This window comes from Streptomyces sp. NPDC002958, from assembly GCF_055563255.1.
Genome location: NZ_JBVHDS010000005.1, coordinates 208,266 through 231,168, shown reverse-complemented (window position 1 = coordinate 231,168; position 22,903 = coordinate 208,266). Strand labels below are relative to the sequence as shown.

Annotated in this window: 25 protein-coding genes, 1 tRNA gene and 2 pseudogenes; 19 read left to right on the top strand and 9 right to left on the bottom strand. The window is 66.5% G+C overall.

The window, feature by feature from the left end:
* Nucleotides 1-66: 66 nt before the first annotated feature.
* The 4 genes from ACZ3IC_RS12000 (at nt 67) to ACZ3IC_RS11985 (ending at nt 2,306) form a co-directional block, all read left to right on the top strand.
* Complete coding sequence (locus ACZ3IC_RS12000) at nt 67-384, top strand: cupin domain-containing protein (protein ID WP_467415133.1); 318 nt, start codon at nt 67-69, stop codon at nt 382-384.
* A 157-nt stretch (nt 385-541) separates the two neighbouring features.
* Nucleotides 542-754 (top strand): DUF5326 family protein, encoded by a 213-nt coding sequence (locus ACZ3IC_RS11995; RefSeq protein ID WP_467415131.1) that lies wholly within the window; start codon nt 542-544, stop codon nt 752-754.
* Nucleotides 755-996: 242 nt separating this feature from the next.
* Entirely contained in the window at nt 997-1,767 is a 771-nt protein-coding gene (locus ACZ3IC_RS11990) for an IclR family transcriptional regulator (RefSeq protein WP_467415129.1), read from the top strand.
* Between the two features lie 101 nt (nt 1,768-1,868).
* A complete protein-coding gene (locus tag ACZ3IC_RS11985; protein ID WP_093895105.1) occupies nt 1,869-2,306 on the top strand; it encodes an SsgA family sporulation/cell division regulator in 438 nt (145 codons plus the stop codon).
* A gap of 80 nt (nt 2,307-2,386) precedes the next feature.
* Here the strand turns inward: ACZ3IC_RS11985 and ACZ3IC_RS11980 are convergent, their stop codons facing one another.
* Nucleotides 2,387-3,709, bottom strand: a complete 1,323-nt coding sequence (locus ACZ3IC_RS11980; protein WP_467415126.1) for a YibE/F family protein — start codon at nt 3,707-3,709, stop codon at nt 2,387-2,389.
* A 196-nt stretch (nt 3,710-3,905) separates the two neighbouring features.
* Between ACZ3IC_RS11980 and thiC the strand changes: the two genes are divergently transcribed.
* The 5 genes and pseudogenes from thiC (at nt 3,906) to ACZ3IC_RS11955 (ending at nt 8,289) form a co-directional block, all read left to right on the top strand.
* Nucleotides 3,906-5,726: a phosphomethylpyrimidine synthase ThiC gene (gene thiC, locus ACZ3IC_RS11975; protein WP_467415124.1), complete on the top strand. Its 1,821-nt coding sequence runs from the start codon at nt 3,906-3,908 to the stop codon at nt 5,724-5,726.
* A 180-nt stretch (nt 5,727-5,906) separates the two neighbouring features.
* A pseudogene (locus ACZ3IC_RS11970) lies at nt 5,907-6,394 on the top strand (GNAT family N-acetyltransferase).
* Between the two features lie 25 nt (nt 6,395-6,419).
* Nucleotides 6,420-7,166, top strand: coding sequence for a hypothetical protein (locus tag ACZ3IC_RS11965; RefSeq protein WP_467415122.1), 747 nt, complete (start codon nt 6,420-6,422; stop codon nt 7,164-7,166).
* 38 nt (nt 7,167-7,204) lie between these two features.
* On the top strand, nt 7,205-7,348 hold the full coding sequence (locus tag ACZ3IC_RS11960; protein WP_467415119.1) for a hypothetical protein: 144 nt from the start codon (nt 7,205-7,207) through the stop codon (nt 7,346-7,348).
* A gap of 734 nt (nt 7,349-8,082) precedes the next feature.
* Nucleotides 8,083-8,289 (top strand): Imm32 family immunity protein, encoded by a 207-nt coding sequence (locus tag ACZ3IC_RS11955; protein WP_467415118.1) that lies wholly within the window; start codon nt 8,083-8,085, stop codon nt 8,287-8,289.
* Between the two features lie 25 nt (nt 8,290-8,314).
* On the opposite strand, the gene ACZ3IC_RS11950 is transcribed toward ACZ3IC_RS11955, so the two are convergent.
* From ACZ3IC_RS11950 to ACZ3IC_RS11925, 6 genes and pseudogenes are all read right to left on the bottom strand, one after another.
* Nucleotides 8,315-8,389, bottom strand: a tRNA-Trp gene (locus ACZ3IC_RS11950).
* Nucleotides 8,390-8,697: 308 nt separating this feature from the next.
* On the bottom strand, nt 8,698-9,348 hold the full coding sequence (locus ACZ3IC_RS11945) for an HAD-IA family hydrolase (RefSeq protein ID WP_467415422.1): 651 nt from the start codon (nt 9,346-9,348) through the stop codon (nt 8,698-8,700).
* A gap of 234 nt (nt 9,349-9,582) precedes the next feature.
* A pseudogene (locus ACZ3IC_RS11940) lies at nt 9,583-9,762 on the bottom strand (IS1380 family transposase); the annotation flags it as partial.
* A gap of 433 nt (nt 9,763-10,195) precedes the next feature.
* Nucleotides 10,196-10,837 (bottom strand): maleylpyruvate isomerase N-terminal domain-containing protein, encoded by a 642-nt coding sequence (locus ACZ3IC_RS11935; RefSeq protein ID WP_467415420.1) that lies wholly within the window; start codon nt 10,835-10,837, stop codon nt 10,196-10,198.
* A 248-nt stretch (nt 10,838-11,085) separates the two neighbouring features.
* Entirely contained in the window at nt 11,086-11,556 is a 471-nt protein-coding gene (locus ACZ3IC_RS11930; RefSeq protein ID WP_376274463.1) for an NUDIX domain-containing protein, read from the bottom strand.
* A 2-nt stretch (nt 11,557-11,558) separates the two neighbouring features.
* On the bottom strand, nt 11,559-12,302 hold the full coding sequence (locus tag ACZ3IC_RS11925; RefSeq protein WP_467415418.1) for a helix-turn-helix domain-containing protein: 744 nt from the start codon (nt 12,300-12,302) through the stop codon (nt 11,559-11,561).
* 107 nt (nt 12,303-12,409) lie between these two features.
* Between ACZ3IC_RS11925 and ACZ3IC_RS11920 the strand changes: the two genes are divergently transcribed.
* From ACZ3IC_RS11920 to ACZ3IC_RS11910, 3 genes are all read left to right on the top strand, one after another.
* Entirely contained in the window at nt 12,410-12,652 is a 243-nt protein-coding gene (locus ACZ3IC_RS11920; protein WP_376297053.1) for a hypothetical protein, read from the top strand.
* A 252-nt stretch (nt 12,653-12,904) separates the two neighbouring features.
* Nucleotides 12,905-13,348: a glycine-rich domain-containing protein gene (locus ACZ3IC_RS11915; protein WP_467415115.1), complete on the top strand. Its 444-nt coding sequence runs from the start codon at nt 12,905-12,907 to the stop codon at nt 13,346-13,348.
* Between the two features lie 72 nt (nt 13,349-13,420).
* On the top strand, nt 13,421-14,257 hold the full coding sequence (locus tag ACZ3IC_RS11910; protein WP_467415112.1) for a protein kinase family protein: 837 nt from the start codon (nt 13,421-13,423) through the stop codon (nt 14,255-14,257).
* Between the two features lie 1,738 nt (nt 14,258-15,995).
* On the opposite strand, the gene ACZ3IC_RS11905 is transcribed toward ACZ3IC_RS11910, so the two are convergent.
* Complete coding sequence (locus tag ACZ3IC_RS11905) at nt 15,996-16,406, bottom strand: GntR family transcriptional regulator (protein ID WP_467415111.1); 411 nt, start codon at nt 16,404-16,406, stop codon at nt 15,996-15,998.
* Nucleotides 16,407-16,588: 182 nt separating this feature from the next.
* Between ACZ3IC_RS11905 and ACZ3IC_RS11900 the strand changes: the two genes are divergently transcribed.
* The 6 genes from ACZ3IC_RS11900 (at nt 16,589) to ACZ3IC_RS11875 (ending at nt 21,139) form a co-directional block, all read left to right on the top strand.
* Nucleotides 16,589-16,966 (top strand): SCO3933 family regulatory protein, encoded by a 378-nt coding sequence (locus tag ACZ3IC_RS11900; RefSeq protein WP_467415109.1) that lies wholly within the window; start codon nt 16,589-16,591, stop codon nt 16,964-16,966.
* On the top strand, nt 16,963-17,175 hold the full coding sequence (locus ACZ3IC_RS11895; protein WP_467415106.1) for a hypothetical protein: 213 nt from the start codon (nt 16,963-16,965) through the stop codon (nt 17,173-17,175). The genes ACZ3IC_RS11900 and ACZ3IC_RS11895 overlap by 4 nt, the downstream gene beginning before the upstream one ends.
* A complete protein-coding gene (locus ACZ3IC_RS11890; protein WP_467415105.1) occupies nt 17,172-18,584 on the top strand; it encodes an FtsK/SpoIIIE domain-containing protein in 1,413 nt (470 codons plus the stop codon). The genes ACZ3IC_RS11895 and ACZ3IC_RS11890 overlap by 4 nt, the downstream gene beginning before the upstream one ends.
* Before the next feature lie 54 nt (nt 18,585-18,638).
* Nucleotides 18,639-19,379 (top strand): DUF2637 domain-containing protein, encoded by a 741-nt coding sequence (locus tag ACZ3IC_RS11885; RefSeq protein ID WP_467415102.1) that lies wholly within the window; start codon nt 18,639-18,641, stop codon nt 19,377-19,379.
* A gap of 132 nt (nt 19,380-19,511) precedes the next feature.
* Nucleotides 19,512-20,975, top strand: coding sequence for a replication initiator (locus ACZ3IC_RS11880; protein ID WP_467415100.1), 1,464 nt, complete (start codon nt 19,512-19,514; stop codon nt 20,973-20,975).
* Nucleotides 20,966-21,139: a hypothetical protein gene (locus ACZ3IC_RS11875; protein WP_467415098.1), complete on the top strand. Its 174-nt coding sequence runs from the start codon at nt 20,966-20,968 to the stop codon at nt 21,137-21,139. Before ACZ3IC_RS11880 ends, ACZ3IC_RS11875 begins: the two co-directional genes overlap by 10 nt.
* Here ACZ3IC_RS11875 and ACZ3IC_RS11870 read toward each other — a convergent pair.
* Entirely contained in the window at nt 21,111-22,676 is a 1,566-nt protein-coding gene (locus ACZ3IC_RS11870) for a recombinase family protein (protein WP_467415095.1), read from the bottom strand. The genes ACZ3IC_RS11875 and ACZ3IC_RS11870 overlap by 29 nt on opposite strands.
* Nucleotides 22,677-22,726: 50 nt before the next feature.
* Here ACZ3IC_RS11870 and ACZ3IC_RS11865 point away from each other — a divergent pair, with 50 nt between their 5' ends.
* Nucleotides 22,727-22,882, top strand: coding sequence for a hypothetical protein (locus ACZ3IC_RS11865; protein WP_405692467.1), 156 nt, complete (start codon nt 22,727-22,729; stop codon nt 22,880-22,882).
* The last annotated feature ends 21 nt before the right edge of the window (nt 22,883-22,903 follow it).

Here is a 22,903-nt window from a genome sequence, read left to right as displayed (position 1 = left end):
GTCTGATCGTGGCAGACATGGTCGGTGGCGGACACCGGCAGGACAGAGGCAAGGGGCGGACGGGCCATGAAGGCATTCAGACTGGATGAGCTGGAGGCGGAACGGGCCGCCAACGACGGCGCGTACCTGCAGTTCGTGAAGGAACGGAACATGTCCGTCGGTCTGTACGCACTGGACGCCGGTGAGCTCGACCCGCAGCAACCGCACAAGCAGGACGAGGTCTATTTCATCGTCAGTGGCCGCGCCTCGATCACGGTCGGCATGGAAACCACGCAGGTGGGAAGAGGAAGCGTGGTGTACGTACCGGCCGGAGCGGCCCACAAGTTCCACCACATTACCGAGGACCTGCGGGTCATGGTGGTCTTCTCCCCGCCGGAGAGCTGAGCCGCTCGCCCGGAGGAACGGGCTCCGGTCTCAGGGATGCCTAGGGGGGCGATCAGGGGACTTCAAGGGCTGCGGACCCCCGTCGGCTCCCTCCACGCCTCTAGCATCGAAGTATCGGAGCAGGAACTCACAGAGAGACGAGGCAAGTACGATGGCCGTGCGGGAGATATTCACGAGGATGCCCTGGTGGGTGAAGTGGATCGCGGTGCCGGTCATCGCGATCGTCGTGTTCGGCGGTCTCATCGCCAGCGTGGTCGGGTTCGTGATCGGTCTGCTCTTCAAGGTTCTGGTCTTTGTGATCCTGGTCGGCGGACTTGTCTTCGTCGTTCGCAAGTTCATGTCGTCCTCCTCCTCGCGCAGTGACTGGTAGGACGATCGGAATCGGGTCGGGGGATTAGCCCAGCTGAGCTAAGCGCAAGACGAAACGACACCCCTTGCGGACGCGGTCGATATGGTGACAGTCCGCTGCCACCACCTGGGAATTAGCTGTCCGTCACCACCCTGACCAGTGGTTTGTACGGCGTTCGTCTCCGGACCCCAGTCATGCGGCGGTCTGTGGGGGCGGCCCCCACAGGCGGGCTGACCGCCCGTCACCATGCCTGGGGGTGACCGTTGACCACGGCATCGAGCACTGCTGTCCCGACGCTGATCGGTTCGGTTCAGCGAGCGCTGAGGCTGCTGGAAGCCGTGGGTGCCCATCAAGACGGGGCGCCTGCGAAGCAGCTGGCCAGGGAAGCGGGTCTTCCCCTTCCCACCGCCTACCATCTGCTGCGCACCCTGGCCCATGAGGGCTATCTACGTCGGGAGAACGGCGTGTTCCTCTTCGGAACCGCCGCTGAGCGTCTGGTCGGCGAGGGTTCGCTGCAGAATCGTCGCAGCAGAATGACCGAGTCGTTGAGCCGCTGGCGCGACACCATTGGCGCACCGGTGTACTGCGCCGTCTACCGCGAGGGCGAGATCGAACTCATCGCGGCCGCCGACACTCCCGCCACACCCGCAGTGGACGAGTGGGCGTCCTTCCGGGAGACCGGGCACGCCCATGCGATTGGTCAGTGCCTGCTGAGCCAGCTCGACGAGAAGGCCCGCGAGGATCATCTGGACCGTCACCCTGTGCGTCCGCTGACTCGCTACTCGGTGCGGGACCGTCCGGCGTTTCTTGAGCGATTGCGGTCTTTGGAGCGAATGGAACCTGTCATCGAACGACAGGAGTACGCCTTGGGGACGGTCTGTGCGGCCATCCCGATCACGGCGGGATTCACCGCCGCCGCGATGGCGATTTCGGTACCACTGGAGCAGGAAGACCTGTTGCTCCCCGCAGTCGAACGACTACGTGGCGAAGTGGCCAACCTCTTGCGTTCGTTCGTGTTCTCTATCAGTATCTGAAAAATCACTCCTTGTGATCCGCTATCGCGTGCACCACGATGGCGTCAATAGGGCCACGGGGGATCATTCCTGGCCAGATTCATCTACTGCGGGGTTGAACGATGCGCGAGTCGGTTCAAGCTGAGGTCATGATGAGCTTCCTCGTTTCCGAGGAGCTCTCTTTCCGGATCCCGGTGGAGCTCCGGTATGAAGTGTGCGATCCGTATGCGATCCGGATGACTTTCCATCTGCCCGGCGACGCCCCCGTCACCTGGGCATTCGGCCGTGAGCTGCTGCTCGACGGTCTCAACAGCCCCAGCGGCGACGGCGATGTGCACATCGGGCCCACGGAGCCGGAGGGGTTGTCTGATGTGCATATTCGTCTTCAGGTGGGCACGGATCGCGCCCTCTTCAGGGCCGGTACGGCACCACTTGTGGCGTTTCTCGATCGGACGGACAAACTTGTGCCGTTGGGGCAGGAGTGCACGCTGGGTGACTTCGAGGGCAACCTGGAAGAGGCCCTGGGCCGGATCCTCGCCGAGGAACAGAACGCCGGCTGAAGAGCACGACGTCGCAGACCGCCCCGCCGGTCGAACGCAACACCTGCCGAATGGGTGAATCGCTCTCCGTGTGGAGGCGTTCAAGGCTTCGTACTGCGACGGCGGCCTTTCCCGGTCCGTACGGGTGCCGAAGCTCCGGCTTCCGCGCCGAGCCCTGTGCGGTCCGCGGAGACGACCAGCGCAGCGAGCACCGTCGTCACTGGCACCGAGGCGACCAGTCCGATCGAGCCGACCAGCGTTCGTACGATTTCCTCCGCCACCAGCTCGCTGTTGGCCACCGTTCCCACGCTGCTCTGGGCGATCGAGAACAGCAGCAGCAGCGGCAATGCGGCGCCCGCGTAGGCGAGCACCAGCGTATTGACGACTGAGGCGATGTGGTCGCGCCCGATCCTGATCCCTGCCCGGTAAAGCCCCCGCACACCCATCGTCGGGTTCGCCCGGTGCAGCTCCCAGACCGCCGATGTCTGGGTGACCGTCACATCGTCGAGCACCCCGAGCGAACCGATGATGATACCGGCCAGCAGCAGACCGCTCATGTCGATGTGCGGGTACAGGCCGTGGATGAGGCCCGTGCTGTCGTCGGTGTTTCCGGTCAGGCTCGCCCAGCCGATGAAGAGCGATCCGAGCAGCCCGATCAGCAGCAGTGAGATCAGTGTGCCGATCACCGCGACCGAGGTGCGGGCGGTCAGGCCGTGGCACATGTAGAGCGCGATCAGCATGATGGCACTGGCCCCGACCACCGCGACGAGCAGCGGATTCGAGCCCTGGAGGATGGCGGGGAGGATGAACAGGGTCAGCACGGCGAACGACACGGCGAGCGCGACCAGTGCCATCACCCCGCGCATCCTGCCCACCGCGACCACGACCAGGGCGAAGATTCCGGCCAGCAGCGTCATCGGGAACTTCCGGTTCACATCCGTCACCGAGTACTGCAGATCGTGGGGCGCGTCGGGGGCGTACGCCACGACCACGCCCTGCCCCTCGTGCAACTGACGCGGTGCGTCGGGCTGGACGATCTCGACGAAGGTCCGGCCTTTGTCGTGACCGGTCGTCACCTCGATGGTGGCCTTCTCGCACAGCCCGGGCCCGTTCCCCGACGGCGGGGTGGTCTCGCCGCTGATGGGTGTCTGGGCGGCGTTCACGTCCTTGCAGTCCACCTTGTCGATATTCACCACCTTTCCCTGCTGGGTCTGCCGGTCGAAGCCGACACCGGTCCGCTCGTGCGGAGGTGCGCCGCCCGGCCAGAGCACCACCAGGCCGACGACGACAGCGGTGGCGAACGGGATCAGCACGGCCGCGATGACCTTGCGCAGATGTTTGGAGACGGGCGCGGCAGGACCGTGGCTGTGCGAGTGGCCCTGCTGATGGCCCTGTGGTTCGGCGTCGATATGGGGAGACGTCACCGGCCGATCATCGCAAGAAGAGCAGGGCCCTCTGTTCATCGCGCGGGACGGGGCGCTAGCGTGGAGGAACCTTTGCACACGCGGGAGCTCGGAGCACCGGGCTGAGAGGGCGCTGATATCCGTACATCCGTACGGGAGAGGCTGCGCCGACCGCCGAACCTGTTACCGGGTAATGCCGGCGTAGGGAGTAGGTCTCATGACCACATCGGACGCACGCACGCCTGCCTCGAACGAGAGCGACGAGGCCGGGAAGTCCATCGGCTGGCACAAGGGGTACGTCCAGGGCACACGCCCGGACCTCCGGGTGCCGGTCCGTCAGGTGCACCTCACCAACGGCAAGGACGTGACGCTGTACGACACGTCGGGGCCGTACACCGATCCCGCCACCGAAACCGATGTCCGTCGCGGACTCGCGCCGCTGCGGGAGAATTGGATCACCGCGCGCGGCGACACCGAGGAGTACCCGGGCCGCCCCGCCCGCCCCGAGGACGACGGGCTCAAGCACACCTCGCCGCGAATGGGGTCTCCCCGAAGCCGAGAGCTTGGGGAAGGGCTGCGTAACCTCGACGCGGTCTTCCCCGGCCGCCCGCGCCTGCCCCGCCGCAGCCGGGACGGGCGGCCGGTGACCCAGCTCGCGTACGCCCGCCGGGGCGAGATCACCCCGGAGATGGAGTACGTGGCGATCCGGGAGAACGTCGAACCCGAGGTGGTGCGCGAGGAGATCTCTGCGGGCCGGGCCGTGCTCCCGGCCAACGTCAACCATCCCGAGATCGAGCCGATGATCATCGGCAAGCGGTTCCTGGTGAAGGTCAATGCCAACATCGGCAACTCCGCGGTGACGTCCTCCATCGAGGAGGAGGTGGAGAAGATGACATGGGCGACGCGTTGGGGCGCCGACACGGTCATGGACCTTTCCACCGGCCGTAACATTCACACCACCCGTGAGTGGGTTCTGCGCAACTCCCCCGTCCCGATCGGCACCGTTCCCCTCTACCAGGCTCTCGAAAAGGTCGACGGCCGGGCCGAGGAGCTGAATTGGGAGATCTACAAGGACACCGTCATCGAGCAGGCCGAGCAGGGCGTCGACTATATGACGGTCCACGCCGGCGTGCGCCTGCCGTATGTGCCGCTGACCGCCCGCCGCAAGACCGGCATCGTCTCCCGCGGCGGCTCGATCATGGCGGCGTGGTGCCTTGCGCACCACAAGGAGTCGTTTTTGTACGAGCACTTCGAGGAGCTCTGCGAGATCCTCGCCACGTACGACGTGACGTACTCACTGGGCGACGGGCTGCGTCCCGGCTCGATCGCCGATGCCAACGACGAGGCCCAGTTCGCCGAACTGCGCACGCTCGGTGAGCTGAACACGATCGCCAAGCGGTTCGGCGTCCAGACCATGATCGAGGGCCCGGGCCATGTCCCGATGCACAAGATCAAGGAGAACATCGACCTTCAGCAGGAGATCTGCGAGGAGGCGCCCTTCTACACGCTCGGGCCGTTGACCACCGATGTCGCCCCGGCGTACGACCACATCACCTCGGGCATCGGCGCAGCGATGATCGCCTGGTGGGGCACTGCGATGCTCTGTTATGTCACGCCCAAGGAGCACCTCGGCTTGCCCAATCGGGACGATGTGAAGACGGGCGTCATCACTTACAAGATCGCGGCCCATGCGGCAGATCTCGCCAAGGGGCACCCGGGGGCGCAGGACTGGGACGACGCGCTCTCCGACGCCCGTTTCGAATTCCGCTGGGAGGACCAGTTCAATCTGGCTCTCGACCCGGTCACGGCAAGGGAGTTCCATGATGAGACGCTGCCGGCCGAGCCGGCGAAGACGGCGCACTTCTGCTCGATGTGCGGCCCGAAGTTCTGTTCGATGAAGATCAGTAGAAGCATCACAGAGCAGTTCGGCGGCGACCAGGCTGGGCCGACGCGCGAGGAGATCGCCGAGGGGATGCTCCAGAAGTCGAAGGAGTTCGCAGAGGCAGGGAACCGGGTCTACCTGCCGATGGCGGACTGACACATGCGACGGTAGCGCTGTCCTGAGAGCCTTCGCTTCTCAGGGCGGCGCTTCGTCGTTCCCGTTCCCGGTCCTGCCCAGGCCACCCGAAACTCCGTGGACGAGGCGGGAACCGGGTTGGTGGAATGTGCCATGGCCGATGTTCGGCTGCCTCGTCAGGCGGGTTGAAAGGTTTTGGTCGTGACCGAGATCAGGTTGCACCTGTCGGTGCGCGACCTGGCTCAGGCGGACCTGCCGTCATGCGGGTGGGCCGGCTCCGCCAAGCATGTGCGGCAGCTAGCCGAGCAACTGCATCGGGCTGAGGTCGGCGAGGTTGACTATCTGGGGGTATACACACCAGTGGGGCTTCCAGTGGCGTTCGGTGGTGTCGACTACGCGCTGAAGAAAGGCGTGGCACCCTCTGGCAGCTCGGAGTCCATTCGGCTCTCCAGTCATGCGGAATCGGCGTGGTGTTGATCCGATCCGTGGAGCTGCGGATCACAGCCCGGGGCTTGACGCGGGCGGAACTCGGCGTGGAGGAGAGCAAACCCCGAGCGCGGGCCTTGTACGAGCGGCTGGGATACCGGGCTTACGGCCGTGAGCTGAACTCCTGGGACGTGGAAGCGGAGGACGGCTCGATTCAGCGCTACGAGACGATGTGCACGTTGATGCGCAAGGACTTGGCGTAACAGGCCAACCGACTGGAGATCACCCGTGACCCCCGAGCATCCGTTGACCTATGAGGTCTTTGTCACCAAAGCTGCTACCGACCCGGCTGTCGTCGGACTTGTCCTCAAGGGCTCCCACGCTCACGACGGCATGGCCACCGGCCACTCCGACCACGACGTGTATGTCATCCTCGCTGACGAGGAAGAAAGCGACCTTGCCGGTCTCGACGGATACCGTTCCGCGGAGCTCGACCTCGTCGTCACCACGGTCGAGCGGTTCCGTCAGCTCGGCGGCTGGGAGCGTTACGCCATTGCGCGGGCCCGCGTCCTGTTCGACCGACACGACGGCGAGATTACGGAGATCGTCGCCGCCAAGGGGCGGCTCGGAGTTGATGAGGCTTTTCGGGATGCCGCCAACTGGCTGGATGCCTATGCCAATTCGCTCTATCGGTCGGCCAAGAACGTCCGTGACGGCCATCTGCTCGCGGGCCGTCTCGACGCGGCCAACAGTGTCGGCTTTCTGCTGGAGTTCTTGTTTGCCCTGGACGGTCGACCGCGCCCTTACAACAAGTACCTGGAGTGGGAGCTGGACAGGTTTCCACTTCCGGGGTGGGAAACCAGGGCGTTGCTGGACACGATCGGACGGATCGCGGCGAGCGGCGACGTGAGCGTGCAGAGACAGCTGTTCGCGAAGGTGGAAGGTGTGGCACGCGCCGCTGGCCACGCACCAACCCTGGATGCCTGGGGCGATGACCTGCTGTTGATGCGTCCCCCTTTGGATGGCCCGGCCTGAACACCGAATGTGGGGCCTTCGGGCTGAAGTTGTCCTCGATGAAGATCAGTAGAAGCATCACAGAGCAATTCGGTTCTGATGGGGCTGTGACCAGCGAAGATGAGGTCGCTGCCGGAATGCTCGCTAAGTCCGCCGAGTTCGCGGCGCAGGGCAGCCGGCTGTATCTGCCAATTGCGGACTGATCTTCTGTTTTCTCAGCGTCCCCCGGCATACATTCTGGGGGACGCTGTCGGTCTCAGAGTCGGTGCGCACTCGGCAGGATGCGAACCTGCAACCTTCTGATCCGTAGGATCGGGCAGGCCGTTGGGCGGGGGCTGCGCCTTACTCCCGGCTAATCGCTGGTGGTCGTGATCAGCAGCCTTCAGAGCCGTCGTTGCCGTCAGCTCTGAACAGGGTGGCACCGGCTCGCAGCGTACGCAGCACTTCCGGCCCAGCCTGGCTGAGAGTTACAACTTTCTCTGCAGGTTCAAGGAACCCGGCTGCGCTCCGCTCCGCCGGGCGCGCTTCTCGGCTCTGGCTGCGCCCGCGCTCCTGCCTTCGGCCCGCTCGGCGCTGCCGCCACCGACGCGCGCCCACGATGGATAGCCCGGAGGGGCATGAGACGAGAACCAAGCCTGCGGCTTCAAGACATGCCTCCGGCGGGGGCGCTCAGACTCCGGGATGGACGGGGCGCCGTACGCGAGTGCCGGCCGGAGCGTGGTGAGCGTCGTGGGCTCCCATCCCGACCACCTTCGACCCAGGCAGAGCCGAGCAGTCGCGGCCCAGGGCGTCAAGGTCGTTCGTACAGTGGCGCGCTCCACCTTGACGCCCTGAACCACGCCCGCTCCACGGTGTGTGGGTCGAAGGCGGACGGGATGGGAGCTGGGGTGAGTGGTGGGTTGGGATGGGTGGTGAAGGCCCGCTGTAGCGTGACCGCATGGATGAACCCAGGATAAAGGTGTACGGCTCAGCGACCGAGATCACCGTTGCGGCGAATGCTGCAGGATTGCGCGACTTGGCTGAGCGACTAATGGGGCTCGCAGATCCCGAACTCAGGGACGGGTATCACGAGCATCTTGAGAGCGGCATCAATCTCGAAGAGGGCTCGGTCAGCCTGATCCTGGCCCGAGACGAAGCGCTGTAGAGCCACGCCGGATACGGCGAGAGGGCAGAACCGGCCGGATTCGAACCGGCGTCCTCGCGATTTTGGAGACCGCGCGCGACGACCTCTGCGCTACAGCTCCGCCCTGTCCGCCATCCTAGCCTCGATCGTGCATGACGGTCCGTCGGTTCTTCCGTCGGGCCGTTTCGCTGTGGTGGGTTGGTCGTGGGAATCTTCTTCATCTGAGGAGTGCAGCTTTCCTGGCGACGAACAGGACCCTAGACAAGTCCCATCGTCCCAGGTCAGAGGCACTCCTCGCATATTTGATCAAGCCTCGGACGCTAACACTCGTGAAAGCGCGAGGCTAAAGTCGCGGACATCCCCCGGGAATCAGGGCTTGGTGACGCGAAAACTTCGGCTGATGCAGAGCGGAGGCTGGTGCCGTGCCGGTCACAAGCAGACCTCTATTCCGTAGCCTGCGCGGACCGCGACCGAGGTGAGGCTATCCACAAGAAGATCGGCCAGCAGCTCTGACGGCTTCACAGTCCCGGTCACGCCCAGAATAAACGCCCCAGCGGCACGTGCAGCGGCCACGCCAGCTGGAGCGTCTTCCACAACGACGCACTGGTCTGGTTCGTATCCGAGCAGTTTGGCTGCGCTGAGGTAACCCTGAGGGTCTGGCTTGCCGAGAGTAACGTCGTCCGACGTGATCAGCGCGGGTGGGGTGGGGAATCCGTTTGCCGCCAGACGGGCCTGCGCAACGCGGGTGCATCCGGATGTCACAACTGCCCAGGGGATAGTGGCCCGGTTCAAGGCGGTGACTAATTCGAGGGCGCCTGGCTTGGCGGGAATTTCTCCGGCTGAGCGGATCTCCTGCTCCTGCACGGCGGAGACTTCAGAAACTAAATCAAGGTGGGGCGCGGCCAGACGTACCACATCCGCGTCCGTCCGGCCATGCGACAGCGCAACGACTGAATCGGGGTCCAACCCGTGCGAGTGGGCCCAAGTGCGCAGTTGCGTCACGATGTGCGGAAGCGAGTCGACCAGGACTCCGTCTAAGTCGAACAAGACAGCGTTGCAAGGCAGTCCTCGCACGGGCATCGACTGATCTCCTTGTGCCAGAGAGTTAGAAACTATCGGAGTGAAGTTCCCCCCGGGTCCTGGACAGCGGGGGAGCTTCACACCTCGCGATCCCATCATGGATGGACAAGAGGTAGATGGAACTACTACCACTCGGCTTAGCCTTGATCGTGCATGACGGTCCGTCGGTTCTTCCGTCGGGCCGTTTCGCTGTGGTGGGTTGGTCGTGGGAATGCTGGGGCCCGGCTGTCGCGTCTTGCCCGGATCACGCACTGCCCGCGTCCTGCGCCACGGCGCCAACGCCGCCGATATCGCCGTATCCGGGCCGCTCTTGCGGACCGTCTCCACCAACAACACGGCCGCGGCCTGTGAGACCGCTCCGCGGCCACCGCCCTCGACACGGACACGGGGGTACGACCCGATACTCTTCTTCATCTGAGGAGTGCAGCTTTCCTGACGACGAACAGGACCCTAGACAAGTCCCATCGTCCCAGGTCAGAGGCACTCCTCGCTTATTTGATCAAGCCTCGGACGCTAACACTCGTGAAAGCGCGAGGCTAAGGACTCCCGCTGCTGCCGAGGTGGTTTCCGTGCCCGTTCGGCCGGGAACAGACATCGGCCCGGGCGGCCTCGCGGGTCTCCCAGTTCGCATGCCCCGTAGTGCGGGGAGTCTCGGGGAACACAGGGTTGTGACGGTAGCCGCACACGCAAGCGACCCCCGACCGATTCGTCTGGTCAGAGGCCGTTCACCTGCGGTGGGTGTGTGTTTTGAACCCACGGTGACATCGCTGCCACGACGGTTTTCAAGATCGTAGCTGTTCTTGGCAACCTTGCATCGGCTCAGATCACGCCCTGTGGCCAGGCCGGTCTACAGCACACGCAAGGCCTGATCCACGTCCCGCTCGCGCCTGGCCAGCGCATGCAACACGGCCCTATCACCGTGCCGGTCACGGGCGGCTGCAACGAGCACGTCCACCGCGATGGCGAGCGCAGCATCGGGCACATGACATTGATCGTCCACGCTCAGCGCCAGGTCATCGAGATGCACTGCCAGCTCTACGCAACGGGTCTGCAGGTAGCCGTCGAGCAGCATCTCCTCTCCCGGCCGGTGGAGGATGGCCACCCGTCGATCGGTCGGCTCCTCATCCAGCCGCTGCGTCAGCCGTTCCCACGCCGTCCGTGCCTGCTCAGCCACGACAGCGGGGCCGGCCGCGGCTGTTTCCTCGCTCCGCGCACGCACCCCGACGTTGAGCGCTGAGTCCGGCAACGACGTGTCGACGAGTCTCGCGTAATACCGCACCGGCGCCACCGGTTCCGCACCGAGCACCTGACCGTCGAGGAACCACTCAACCTGCAGGACGCTACGCGCAAGGTGACCAGCCAGCCCACCCACCGACATTCCGGGGAGCACGGACTCCGTTTCCCAGCAACGGGCTACCTGCTCCGTGGCCAGCAGGTGCACAGCCCTCTCGGCGGCCTGTAGATATGCCTTCCGTATGCCATCAGTCATGCAGGGCATCATCACCGCATCAACATCACGGCGGCTGGTCCGTCCACCTCGTGGACCGCCGGTCACTGCCCACGCCCGCCGCATGCAGACCGGGCAGACGTGCCACAACCGCGCCAGATCGGGCGGGAACTCACGGGGAACTGCGGCTGCTGGCGGAGACGACGGCCAGCAGACGCCGAAGTCGGCATCCCGCAGGTCAGACCCCAACTCGCCCCACCTCGCTCCTAAAGCGGGTGTGGCGGGTGCGATCAGCCGAGATAGGGCCGCTTGCGGTGTTCCAGGAAATGACGGATCCGGAGCTGCTGCGTGTGGTGCATCGGCAGTTGATCAATCTCTTCTGGCTGGACGAACCGTAGCTCCGTTGACTCGTCCGAGATCGCGAGTCGGCCGCCGACCACGCGGGCGGTGAAGCAGACGTTGAACTGTCTGCGCACCTCACCGTCCGAGTAGGCGATGATGTGGCGAGGGTCGGTATACGTGCCCACGAGCCCAGTGATCTCTACGTCCAGGCCCGTTTCCTCCTTTACCTCGCGGACGGCCGTTCCTGGGAGGGAGTCGGTCATCTCCATGCCGCCACCAGGGAGCGCCCAGAGATCGTTGTCCCGTCGGCGCTGAAGGAGCATGCGACCTTCGTCGTCGGTCACCACGGCGGACGCGGCGACCACCAAGCTGTTCGGCTCAGGTGCCGCCGGGTCGTCGTAGTACTCGGTCCGTGCCATGGTCACCCTTCACTTACCGGCGTCGCGGTCTCCCACACCGCGTCGAAGCTGCCAGCGTATGTGTCGAACATGCCGCCCTCTCCGCTGCGCCGAAGGTGCCACACAGGCGCAGCGTAGGCGTTCACGCCCCAGACATGGGCATTGACCAGCGCCTGGTCATCCGCCCGATAGATCGAGTTGTAGAGCGTGGTGGCATGGGTCCGCACCTCGATGCCAGGTACCCCGGCAAGGGGGCGATAGTGCATGAGGGCGAGGCGGCAACGGGACTCGATTCCGTGGCCGAACCTCTCTTCCTTGCCGCGCTCTTGGACATTCGCGCTGTCGGGGTCGCCGACCGCGATGCGGACCGCGCACCCCTCGGCAGCTCGCTCTCGCAGCACGTCGTTGAGCCGCGGGTACGCCTCGTGCAGGAAGACGGCCGCATACACCAACACGTCGATGTGCTCGCGGGCCTGCGTCAGCATGTCGACGAAGGTGGACACGGGGACGTCCGCCCGCTGGTCGTAGAGAGCCACAAGTTCCGGACTGACGGCGCGGGCAGGACGTGCCTGCCGGAGCGCTGGCCATAGAGCGTGCACGTCTTCTCCTAGCGTTTCCGCTGCCAGCATGGCCGTAGCACGGCGCGGCGTACGCCCCAAATTGACCCATCGTTCGACGGACTTGGGATCGACGTCGACCTTGTCCGCGAGGGCGGTGTACGTCCAGCCGCCGGCCGCCATGGCAGCACGTAGCCTCTCGTTCGGCATCCCAATCTCTCCCATCATTCGGGGACAGCACTAGGGACGTTTTACCCGACGCGGGACGTCCCGAAGTGGTGTTTGGTGGAGGTTCCGACGTCCTCATGCACGGCAGCATGCTCGTGCCCATGGCGAGCAACCAGCAGACCAGACCCGCAATCGGCGAACTGGCCAAGGACCAGAAGACCGGACGCATCGGCCTCGTCATGGGCGAGATTGGTGGCCGCGTTCAGATACGACCTGTGAGCGGTGGCATCGAGTGGGACGCCATGCCCGGTGACGTGGTGGCACCCAAGGCGCGGGAGGAACTGAGCGCGCGCCTGGCCGTGAAGAACAACAACAGCCGGGTTGGCCTGTGATGCGCGTCATCGGCCGGTACGCCGGCGTCCTCTTCATCATCTGCATCAGCGCTTCGTGCGGATTGGTGATCGGGGCCGCGATCGGGACCGGCACCTAGACCGGTCCGCCCTGGGCGGGTTGGCCGAATCCGCGGCTCCCCCGTCCCCGTTCAGGGCGGGCCACCAAACTCCCCCGGCGTTCTTCGAGCTGAGCTCGGCGGTCGGGATGGAGGCACTGCCCACGCACTTCTTCAACCCAAGGAGGACGTACGCATGACGGCAACGGTGAACGACCAGAGGACCGGCCGTGAGGTGGTCGGCGAGGAGCTGTTCGAGAGCCTCGCCTGCTTCGTGGCCGCCCACAACGGGCAGACGCCCGAGCGTGCCGAGCGGATCGCCGACCAGGCCGTGGCCTTCCTGGTCACCGTGGCGACGGCGACCGCTCCGATGGTCCCGTCCGATGACGTGGACCTTGGTCTGCACGCTCTGATCCTGCACACCAAGGAGTACGCCGAGCTCTGCGAGAAGCACGCGGGCCGCTTTCTCCACCACAACCCGAGGCCCGGCGGGGGACCGCGTGACCCGAAGCTGGTCGCCGCATCGGCCCAGGCCATGAAGGTCAGCGGGTTCATGGTCTTCGACGACCTGTGGACCGTGGACGGCGAGAACCTGGCGCAGTGCGACTCCGACTGCGGCCGGCCCTACGGTCAGGCGTAGCCCTCGGCGTCAAGGACGCGGCCGGCCTCTGCACGGGGTCGGCCGCACCCGTCTGGAACGAAGGAGAGAGTCTTGTCCGGCCCACCCCCTGAACTGCCGGGCGTCGTGCTCGACGCGCTCATGCCCACCGCTCAGCGTCTCGTCCTCAACCGTCGCGGCTCGATGGTCTGGGACGTGGAGAGTCACCGGGGCCGGTACGCGGTGAAACTCGGGTACCCGATCGAGGCGACGTCCGAATGGCCGGCCCAGCCCTGGACTGCGCTCGCCCCCGCACGCGAAGGCGCTGTTCTTTACCGCCTTGGCTCCGAAGAGATCGCCTACGGCGAGTGGGAGCACGGGACGTGGAACATCCAGCCGTGGCGCGAGGGGGCCGACCTGTACCGGGTGTGGGAACCGTGCCGCGAGCAAGGCTCGTCGGTCGAACCTCGCCCGAGCGTCGCCCTCGGCTGCCTGGAAGCTCTGGCGGAGCTGCACGTCAAGGGCTGGGCGCACGGAGACGTACAGCCGGCCCACTTCATCGTGGGGCCCGAGCGGACGCACCTCATCGACCTCGCCTTGGCCCGTGGTGGCCGGGTGCCCGCCGGGTACGACTTCCCGTTCCGTGGGTGCCTCGTCCACTACGAGGCACCGGAGATCGCGCGCAGAGTCCTCGCCACTGGCGTGGCCGAAGCGACACAGCCTGCCGACATCTACGCCCTGGGAGCCTCGCTGCTGATCTCGGCCACGGGCTGGCGGGCGGTGGAATACCCGGACGACGCGCCACGCCCGGTGCAGCGACAAGCCATCGTCGACGGAAAGCGCCGGGCCGTGCGGGTACCCGGTGAGCTCGGCGGCCTGGTCGAGGCCATGCTCAGCCCGGTGCCGGAGGACCGGCCGACCATCTACGAGGTGGGCAAAGCCCTGAGCTGAGTGCCGAGAGGCTCTGGCTCGTCCGGTCTGCTCGTGGCCGGCCGGGCACAACAACGAAAGACCGGACCACCCCTTGGCCTGGACAGCATCCGGGGTGGTCCGGTCGCGGAATCCCTGATCAGGACCCCGGTGCCGATGGTACCGGGGTGGTCGTCGTGCCCCGAGACGGGCTGATCCCAACCCCGCTTTTGACTTGTCGAGTTGGAGAGGAGCGCACGGCGTGCGGTTCGGGCGGCCTCGTTGTCCTGGTGAGCTGATGGGTGGTGCACGTGACATCGCGTCCGGCTGGAGCGGCTTTGGCCGGTGGCCTGCCCGGTCTGGGGTCGGGCATGTTCAGGGGGCCGTACGCTGGCCCGGCAACTCGGGCAGGCTTTGCCCCTGCCCGGAATTTGAACGAGTGGCCCCCTGGACTTGCCCGACGCGGGACCCGGACCGGGGAGGTGGGTAAAGCCGTGGAAGCCGGTCGCCCCAGCCACAGGGCCTCGGCCACGTACCGCGCTTCTGTGAACGTCGGAGGGATCGGCTCGTCGGGGCCGGCGTGCTGGTGTTCCAGTACGTGGACATCCGCCGGGTGCCTCGCGGGACGCTGCCTGGTGGTGCGACTGTGGGCGGTTGGGTTGCTTCCTGACTCATTCGGTTCGCCTTCGGGCTCTTGCGGCGCGAGTGGACCGGCCGTCGGAGCGGTGGCGGAGACAAGGAGCGTCGGCGGCCTGGGGCCGCCGCGCCGCGCGGCCCGCCGTGGCGGGCCGCCTTGATCCAGTAAAGAAACTCTTAACAGCCCTGCTGCCGTACGGGCTTGGCCGCGTCCTGGCGGAACGATCCGACGCAATCTCGCAATCCTGACCAACCTCAACCCCGCATGTCCTGGTGATGGCGATTCATGCCTGTTTGTTCTTCGGGTCGGCGGAATTTATCCACAGGCTCGGGATTGCAGGGTGGTCTTGGTAAGGGGGCTCGAGCTCGCCACGGCCTGGTCGTGACCATCTCGTGCCCTGTGGGAGGCGCTTTCGGCAAGGGCGGCGGTGAGTGGGGGCTGCTGAGGTGGATTCGTTGGACGCAGGTGTCACACGGGACCCGTTTTTCGCACCTGTAGCAGGTGAAGAGCGCAGGCCCCTACAGGACGAGGTGCGGAGGTTGAGCGCGTGAGACACGGACAACGCCAGGGCTGTCTTCTGGGGCGCGAAGCGGCGAAATGTACACCGGAAGTGCCGGTTAGCCAAACCGGGGATTCTCCGGAACATGGAGGCCCAGAAGCGAAAGGAGGTCAGGAGTCTTGATGCAGCTCGGCGCCGCATGTGACTTCTTCCCGGTGGCGTGGCCAGGGTGGAGCCGTGACATCGGCAGGTCCCGCTTGCGCCTGCGCGGTCCGTCGTGCGGGACGGCCTCGACGGCTGTTTCCCGTCCGATGGCTCGCGTCAGCGGTGTCGGCGAACCGGGGTGGCGAGGGCGGCTAGACCTGGGGGTCGGGGCGCTTCCGGCCGGCGGGCTTGTCCAGGGCGCTGTCCGGTCCGGCTGCTGGGATGGGCAAGCCCTCAGAGGTGAACGGGCAAGCCGTGGGCAAGCTTTTGGGCAAGCCCCGGTGAGTTGGATCGGCACGTCAGCAAGGAACGGCACGACATGAACGGGGCGGGAATGAAGAAGCATGAGGCCGCGGAGATCGCGGCTCGCCTGACGACGATGGAACAGAAGGTCGCCCGGCTGGAAGAGCTGGCGCGTCGGGTCGGTGAGCGGAGGGCCGCTATGGCCTCTTCGGCTTCTCGGTGACCCCGGCGAGCTGCTGAAAGATGTTCAAGAGGCTGTCCAATCGGGCGTCAATCGCGTTGAGGCGCTCGGACAGTTCGACGTATTCGGGTGTGGGCATGTGTCGGTCCGGCTCTTGGCCGCCCGCGTCGGCCTTCCTGCTGGTGTTGGCCGGCAGGGTGTCAACGACGAAGTTGCCCACACCCGGCCTGGAGTAGATCAGTCCCTCATCGCGCAGAACGCGGAGGGCCGATCGAGCCGTCATGTTCGCGATCTCGTACTCCACTTCGAGGTCGCGGGATGACGGGACGCGCTCACCCGGCTTGATGCGGCCGGACCGGATCTGCTTGCGGATCTCGTCGGCAACCAGCTGGTAGGGCGGGGTGTGGGAGTCCCTCGGCAAAGTCATGTGTCGAGGGTAGCCCGCCTAGCACACCAACCGCACTAGGACGCCAAAACACGGGCTCCTGCGCCTAGTGAGCTAGCTAGATCTCTGCACTAGGTGCGCTAGGTGTTTGACGGGCGTGTCGGGCGTAGTGCACTGTTGTGATCACGCCGCACCGAGCGGCATCGAATGAAAGGAAGTTCCCCATGGCGCGCATCCGCGTTGGCTTCACCAGCACGACCCGTCACATGGTTGGCGTTCTGCCCACCCCGAAGTTCACCGACATGGAGAAGACCCAGCTCGCCACCGACCGCGAGACCGGTGAGCCGCTGTACACGGTCACCGTCTTCGCGATGGAGGACGGCGCCGCTGAGGCGATCAAGGTCACGGTCCCGAAGAGCGGTCTGCCGAACGGGCTGAACGTCGGGGCGTTCGTGCGGCCGCTGGACCTGTTCGCCACTCCGTGGGCGCGGGTCTTCAACGGTCAGCTTCAGGACGGCATCGCCTACCGGGCCTCGGGCCTGGAGGTGCTGGCCATGCCCGCGCCGCCGGTCGCGGACGAGCCGTCCGAGATCGCCGCGTGACGGGCGCTATCGGGTTCCGGTTCGGCGCTGAGCGCAGCTATCCGCTCGCTCACGCCGGACCGGACCCCCGGTTCAGCGAGTCCCTGATCAACTCCGTGGCCGCCGTTCTCGTCGGCTACGGCTACCCGCCCTTCGGGTCCCTGGAGGACTGGGCGGGCCTCGAATCGGCCCTCGCGGGCTATCTCTACCAACGGAAGGAGACGACGTGACTGTGGGGGAGGTGACGGGCTACGCCCCGGTCGTGGTCGGGGCAAGCCTGGTCCTCATCGCAGTGTGGGCGGTCGTCTGGCTCGTCCGCTACGCGATGGCGGACACCGAGACGCGGGCCAGCATCCGGCAGGCGATACGGGTTCGCCGGACCTGGAAGCGGTTCGCGCCGATGGCGGGGCTGTCGGTCACGGACAAGACCCCGCCTGCGCTGGCCTCGCTGACGAACACCGACGGCAAGCCGCCCAGGCCACGGGTACTCATTCCCGCGTTGAAGGTGAAGCCCGACCGGTTCGGCGTCGTCGTCCGGGCGAACTGCCTGCCGAAGGTGGCTTTGGAGGAGTTCCAGAAGGCGGCCCCGTATCTGGCGGACGCCTGGCGGTGCACGCGGGTGTCGGTCGTCCAGGACAAGCCCGGACAGGTGCTGATCCGTGGTGTTCGCGTTGATCCGCTGCTGACGCCGACCACGCACGTCCCCTCCGGGCAGGCACCGGAAAAGTTGGTGCGGTGGGAACTCGGCCTGGACGAGTACGCACAGCCGGTCGCCGTGAACCTGGCCGAGGTGCCCGGGGTGACCATGGCCGGCCTGCCCGGCTTCGGCAAGACCTCGACGGTCAACCGCTTCATTTGTGACTGCGCGCCCTCACCCGCCGTACAGATCGCCGTAGCCGATGGCAAGGTGTCCGCCGCGTACGAAGGCGACTACGCCGACCTGATCAGCCGGTTGTTCGCCTTCGTCGGTGACGACCTGGACGACGCAAACGCCCTGTTCAAGCGGCTCGTCAAGCTCCGCCGGGACCGGTCCGCCGCGATCAAGACCGTGCTCGGGCGCAAGGACATGTGGCACGTCGGCCCCTCGACCGCGTGGCCGTGGGTGGTGCTCATCATCGATGAGGCGCACACCTACTTCCGCGACCACAAGGGATCCGACAAGGAGTCCAAGCGCCTCGCTGCCCTGGCGGCCGAGAACACCCGGCTCGTGGAAGAGCTGGTCAGGAAGGGCCGCAGCGTCGGAATCCTCGTCATCCTCATCACCCAGAAGCCCACGGGCGACGCCATCCCCACGTCCATCCGCGACGTGTGCCCGGTCGGCATGTCCTTCGCACAGAAGACCGCCGACGCGGCCGTGGCCGCCCTCGGGGACGACATCCGCGATTGGCCCGATGCCAATCCGACGACGTTGCAGGACCCTGCCTATGTCGGCGTCGCGGTCATGAACAGCCCTGGCAAGGCGGGCTTCACCCGCCTGCGTACCCCGTACGTCGACGAGGAGGACGCGGCCCGCATTGCGGCCGAGACCGCCCACCTCACGGCCGACCCCGCCGACCTGCTCTCCGCCCGGCTCCCCGCAGGCATCGACCTGACCAAGTACGACGGCTACGACGGAGGCGAGGAGCCGCTCGCCGCATAGCCCAGACGGCCAATCCACGTATCCCTGCGCGCTGTTGAGAGGAGGTGAACCCCTATGTCTGAGGACCGGATCACCCAGCGCACCGTGACCGTGGTCATGGGCGTCATTGCCGCCCTGGCCTTCGTCTTCTCCTTCGGCAACGTCTGGGCCCTCGCCCTGCGGCTCGGCATCCCCGAGCCCATCGCGCCGCTGATCGCTCCGATGGTGGACCTGTCCGTGGTCGGACTCCTGGTGGCCCTGCGCTACCTCTCGCTGCGCGGTGTCCCGCCAGAGCAGATGAAGGCTGCTACCCGGCTGATGCACTTCTCCGGCCTGCTGACCCTGGCCCTCAACATCGCCGAGCCCTTGGCCGCCGGCCACTACGGCCGCGCTGCCGTGGACGCCGTGGCCCCGCTGCTCCTCCTCGGCTGGGGAGCCGTCGGCCCCCAGCTCCTCCGGGCCTTCCACGCCATCGGCACCCCCGCGCCCGTCCCCGTCGTCACGGAGCCGAGACCGGAACCCCGGCCCGTTCCCGCGCCGGTCGTCCCGGCTGAGGAAGGCGAGCTTGCCGCCACCCCGGCCCCTGCCGATCCAGCCCCCGTGCCCGAGCCCGCACCCGTGACGGCCCCGCCCGTGCCCGCCCCGGCCCTGGTGCCTGCGGTCAAGGTGCCCGAGCCGTTGCTGAACGAAGCGCGCTCGATCGCGGACGCCCACCGCGTCCAGCACGGCGAGCCCATCACCACCGCCCAGCTCAAGGCGCGGCTCGGCGTCGGCCTGCCCATGGCCACCGCCCTGCACTCGGCCCTGACGGCCTGACCTTCCCGCCGGCCTTCCGGCTCCCCTCCCGCACCCGGCCCCCAAGGGGCTCGGTCCCCCATGCCCCGAGCAGCCCGCGCATCCGTCGGCCTGCTCGGGGCCCCAGCCCAGCACGAAGGGAGAACCCGCCCCATGAAGCGCCCCCTGGACCTGCGCCACGTCGTCAGCCCCGCCCTGCGGGACCTGATCGAGCTGGCTCACCTCGAAGACTTCGACCGCGTGACGGAGCAGGTCCGCAACGTCCGCGGCTGCACCCGCCCGGTCAACCTCGTCGGCCACACCGCCACCCTCGACGCCGCTACCCGCACCGTGGTCCGCGCCTACTCGACCGCCGACGAACCCACCGGCCGACTCCTCACCACCTGCGGCAACCGCCGTGCCTCCCTCTGCCCGGCCTGCTCCCGCGTCTACGCCGCCGACACCTACCACCTGATCAAGGCCGGACTCTCCGGCGGCAAGACCGTCGCAGAAGACGTCCGCACTCACCCCCGTGTCTTCGCCACGCTTACCGCGCCCTCCTTCGGCCCGGTCCACAACCGCCCCACCACTCCCTCGGGCAAGCCCCTGGACTGCCGCTGCGGCCGGCACCACGCCGAGGACGACCCCGCCCTTGGCACGCCGCTCGCCCCAACCTCGTACGACTACACCGGCGCCGTGCTCTGGAACGCACATGCCGGGGCGCTCTGGGCACGCTTCACCATTTACCTCCGGCGCGAACTCGCTGCCCAACTAGGCATCACACAGAAGGCGTTGAAGGCCGCTCTGCGTGTCTCCTTCGCCAAGGTCGCCGAGTACCAGAAGCGCGGCCTGGTCCACTTCCACGCCGTGATCCGCCTCGACGGCCCCGAGGGGCACACCACCGCGCCCCCTCCCTGGGCCACTTTTGACGCCCTGGACCACGCCGTACGCGCCGCTGCCCGACGCGCTCAGCTCACCATCGAGTCGGACGCCGTGGGAGAACGGGTGATCGCCTGGGGCGACCGCATCGACGTCCGTGAGATCAAAGCCCTGGGAGACGGCGAGCTCACTGACCAGAAGGTTGCGGCCTACGTCGCCAAGTACGCCACCAAGAGCGCCGAGGGCTCCGGCACGGTTGACCGCACCCTTGTCTGCCGCCCCTGCTCCGGACGCGGATACACCAACGGACCGGACGGCTTCCGCGACCTGTGCGCAGACTGCGACGGCACCGGACAGGCCGAACCCCTGCGAGACCTCCCCGTGCAGCAGCACGTCAGGCAGATGATCCGCACCGCCTGGGCCCTCGGCCACCTGCCGGAATTCGCGGACCTCAAGCTCTGGAAGTGGGCCCACATGCTCGGCTTCCGTGGCCATTTCTCCACCAAGTCCCGCGCCTACTCCACCACCCTCGGCGCTCTCCGCGACGTACGCCGCGCCTGGCGTACCGCCCAGGCCGATGCGGTCCGTACCCGCGCCGGCCACCCCGTCCCCGACGAGAACACCACCCTCGTCACCGAAGCCTCCTGGGCCTACCTCGCCTCCGGCTACCGGCCCGGTGAGGAACTCCTAGCCAATCAGGTCCGCCACGACCTCGCCCATGCCGAACGCCTCAAGACAGAAGGGAATCCTTGGCAGTGATCACGGTCGCGGAGAAGCCGGTTCGTTCCCTGGCGGACGAGGCCAGGGAACGGTGGGTCAGGAAGTACGTGGACGAGGCCCCGCCGCTGAGCGATGCCCAGCTCAAGAGCATCGGCACGGTGCTGGGCATCCGCCTCACTCGGAAGTACGCCACACAGGCTTGAGCAGCTCGTAGTCGAACGCCTTGTTCCCCTTGCCGCCGGGGACGGCCACAACGGCTACGAGCGCATCCTTTATGGCCTTGCGCTTCTGCGTCAGCGTCTTGCCCTGGAATGACGCAGCGATGTCGCCCTCTGCCGCCTCGGCCTCCGCCTTCAACGCCTCGTGCTTTGCCTGGTCGGTCCGCAACTCCTTGATGCGGCGCTCGATCACCGGAAGGTTCCGGAAGAACGCCTCGTCGTCGATGTCGGTGTCTTCGTCGTCGTGCCACCGCCGCTCCAGCTCCTTGCGGCTGCGCAGGGCACGTTCCAGGGCATCGGCCTTGTCCCAGTCGGGTACGTCGCGTGACCTGCTGGCCGCGTCCTTCTCCAGCTTGGCGATGACCACGTCCACCACGAACCGGTCGGTCTCGTCGCCTCGCTTGTACGTCTTGTTGCAGCCTCCGTCGACGGTCTTCTTGCACATGTAGGCGTGCTTGTACTTCAACCAGTCGTTCGCCTTGATGCCGATCATCTTGTTGTTGCAGACGGTCCCGTCCTCCGACACGTTGCCGCACCGGAGGATGCCGGTCAGCAGGTACTTGTGGACCAGACCGCCCGTCGGTACGCCGGACCCTCGTCCCCGCTCGCGGATGACCGTGGTCACGGCGTACCAGTCCTTGGGAGTGACGATCGCCTCCCACGTGCCGACCACCGGCTTGTCCTCCCCGTCGCGGACAAGCTCACCCTTGATTTCCCGGTAGCCGCAGAGTCGCGGGTTCATCAGTACCTGCTTGACGGTCTGGTACTGGAAGGGGTTGCCCCGGCTCGTGATGAACCCGGCAGCCTTCCACTGCCGGGTGATCTCGGAGATGGACGCCCCCGCGATCACGTCCTTGACGGCCTGGCGGACGGCGTCCGCCTCCTGCGGGCGAAGGGTGATCTTGTCGTCCTCCCAGCCGAACGGTCGCCACGCGGAGACGGCCAGACCGCGAATCGCGCGGTTGCGGTGACTGTTGCGTGAGCGGCGCTGCTTCTTCCTCGTCTCGCTGAGCGACATGGCCACGCCGACGAGGCCCTTGATCTCGAACCCCTCGGCGTAGAGGTCCTGCATGCCGTTCGAGTCGTGGTAGACGCGGCCTTCGTGTGCCGTGAACGCCTTCAGGTACCGCTCCCAGTCGCTCGGTCGACGGTAGAGGCGGTCATCGTTCACGGCCATCACGCCATGGATGGGGTAGCCCTCGGGTGTGTGGCCGGCCTTCAGATCGCTTATGAGCTGCTCGAAGTCGTCGCGGACGACGCTCTCCTTGCTCGCGCTCTTGTCGTTGTCGGTGTACCGGTAGACCACCAACCAGTTGAACGCGCGGGCATGCTCGCCCATCTCGCGGTGCTGGTCCTCGATGCCGTGGGCGTCCTTGACGCGCCCGTCGAACGAGATGCGCGCGTAGCAGACGACGCATTTGAGCGTCGGGTCCGCGGCGAGCATCGCTCGAACCTCGTCCACGGACGGCGTGCCTTCGGGCACTCCGCGCAACCTGCTGACGAGCTCTTCGCGCTTCTCCATGGGCGGCCCCCCGGGTCTCATGCGGTTGTCTGACCACGACCCTAGACCATATGGATACTTTGCTAATGCTCTGTTCGATGAAGATCTCCCAGGACATCCGTCGTGAACACGGCGGTTCCCAGGCGGAGATCGACGCGGGCATGGCGGAGAAGTCCAAGGAGTTTGCAGCGGCCGGCAACCGGGTCTATCTCCCGATCGCGGACTGACGCGGGACGCGCGGACGGGAC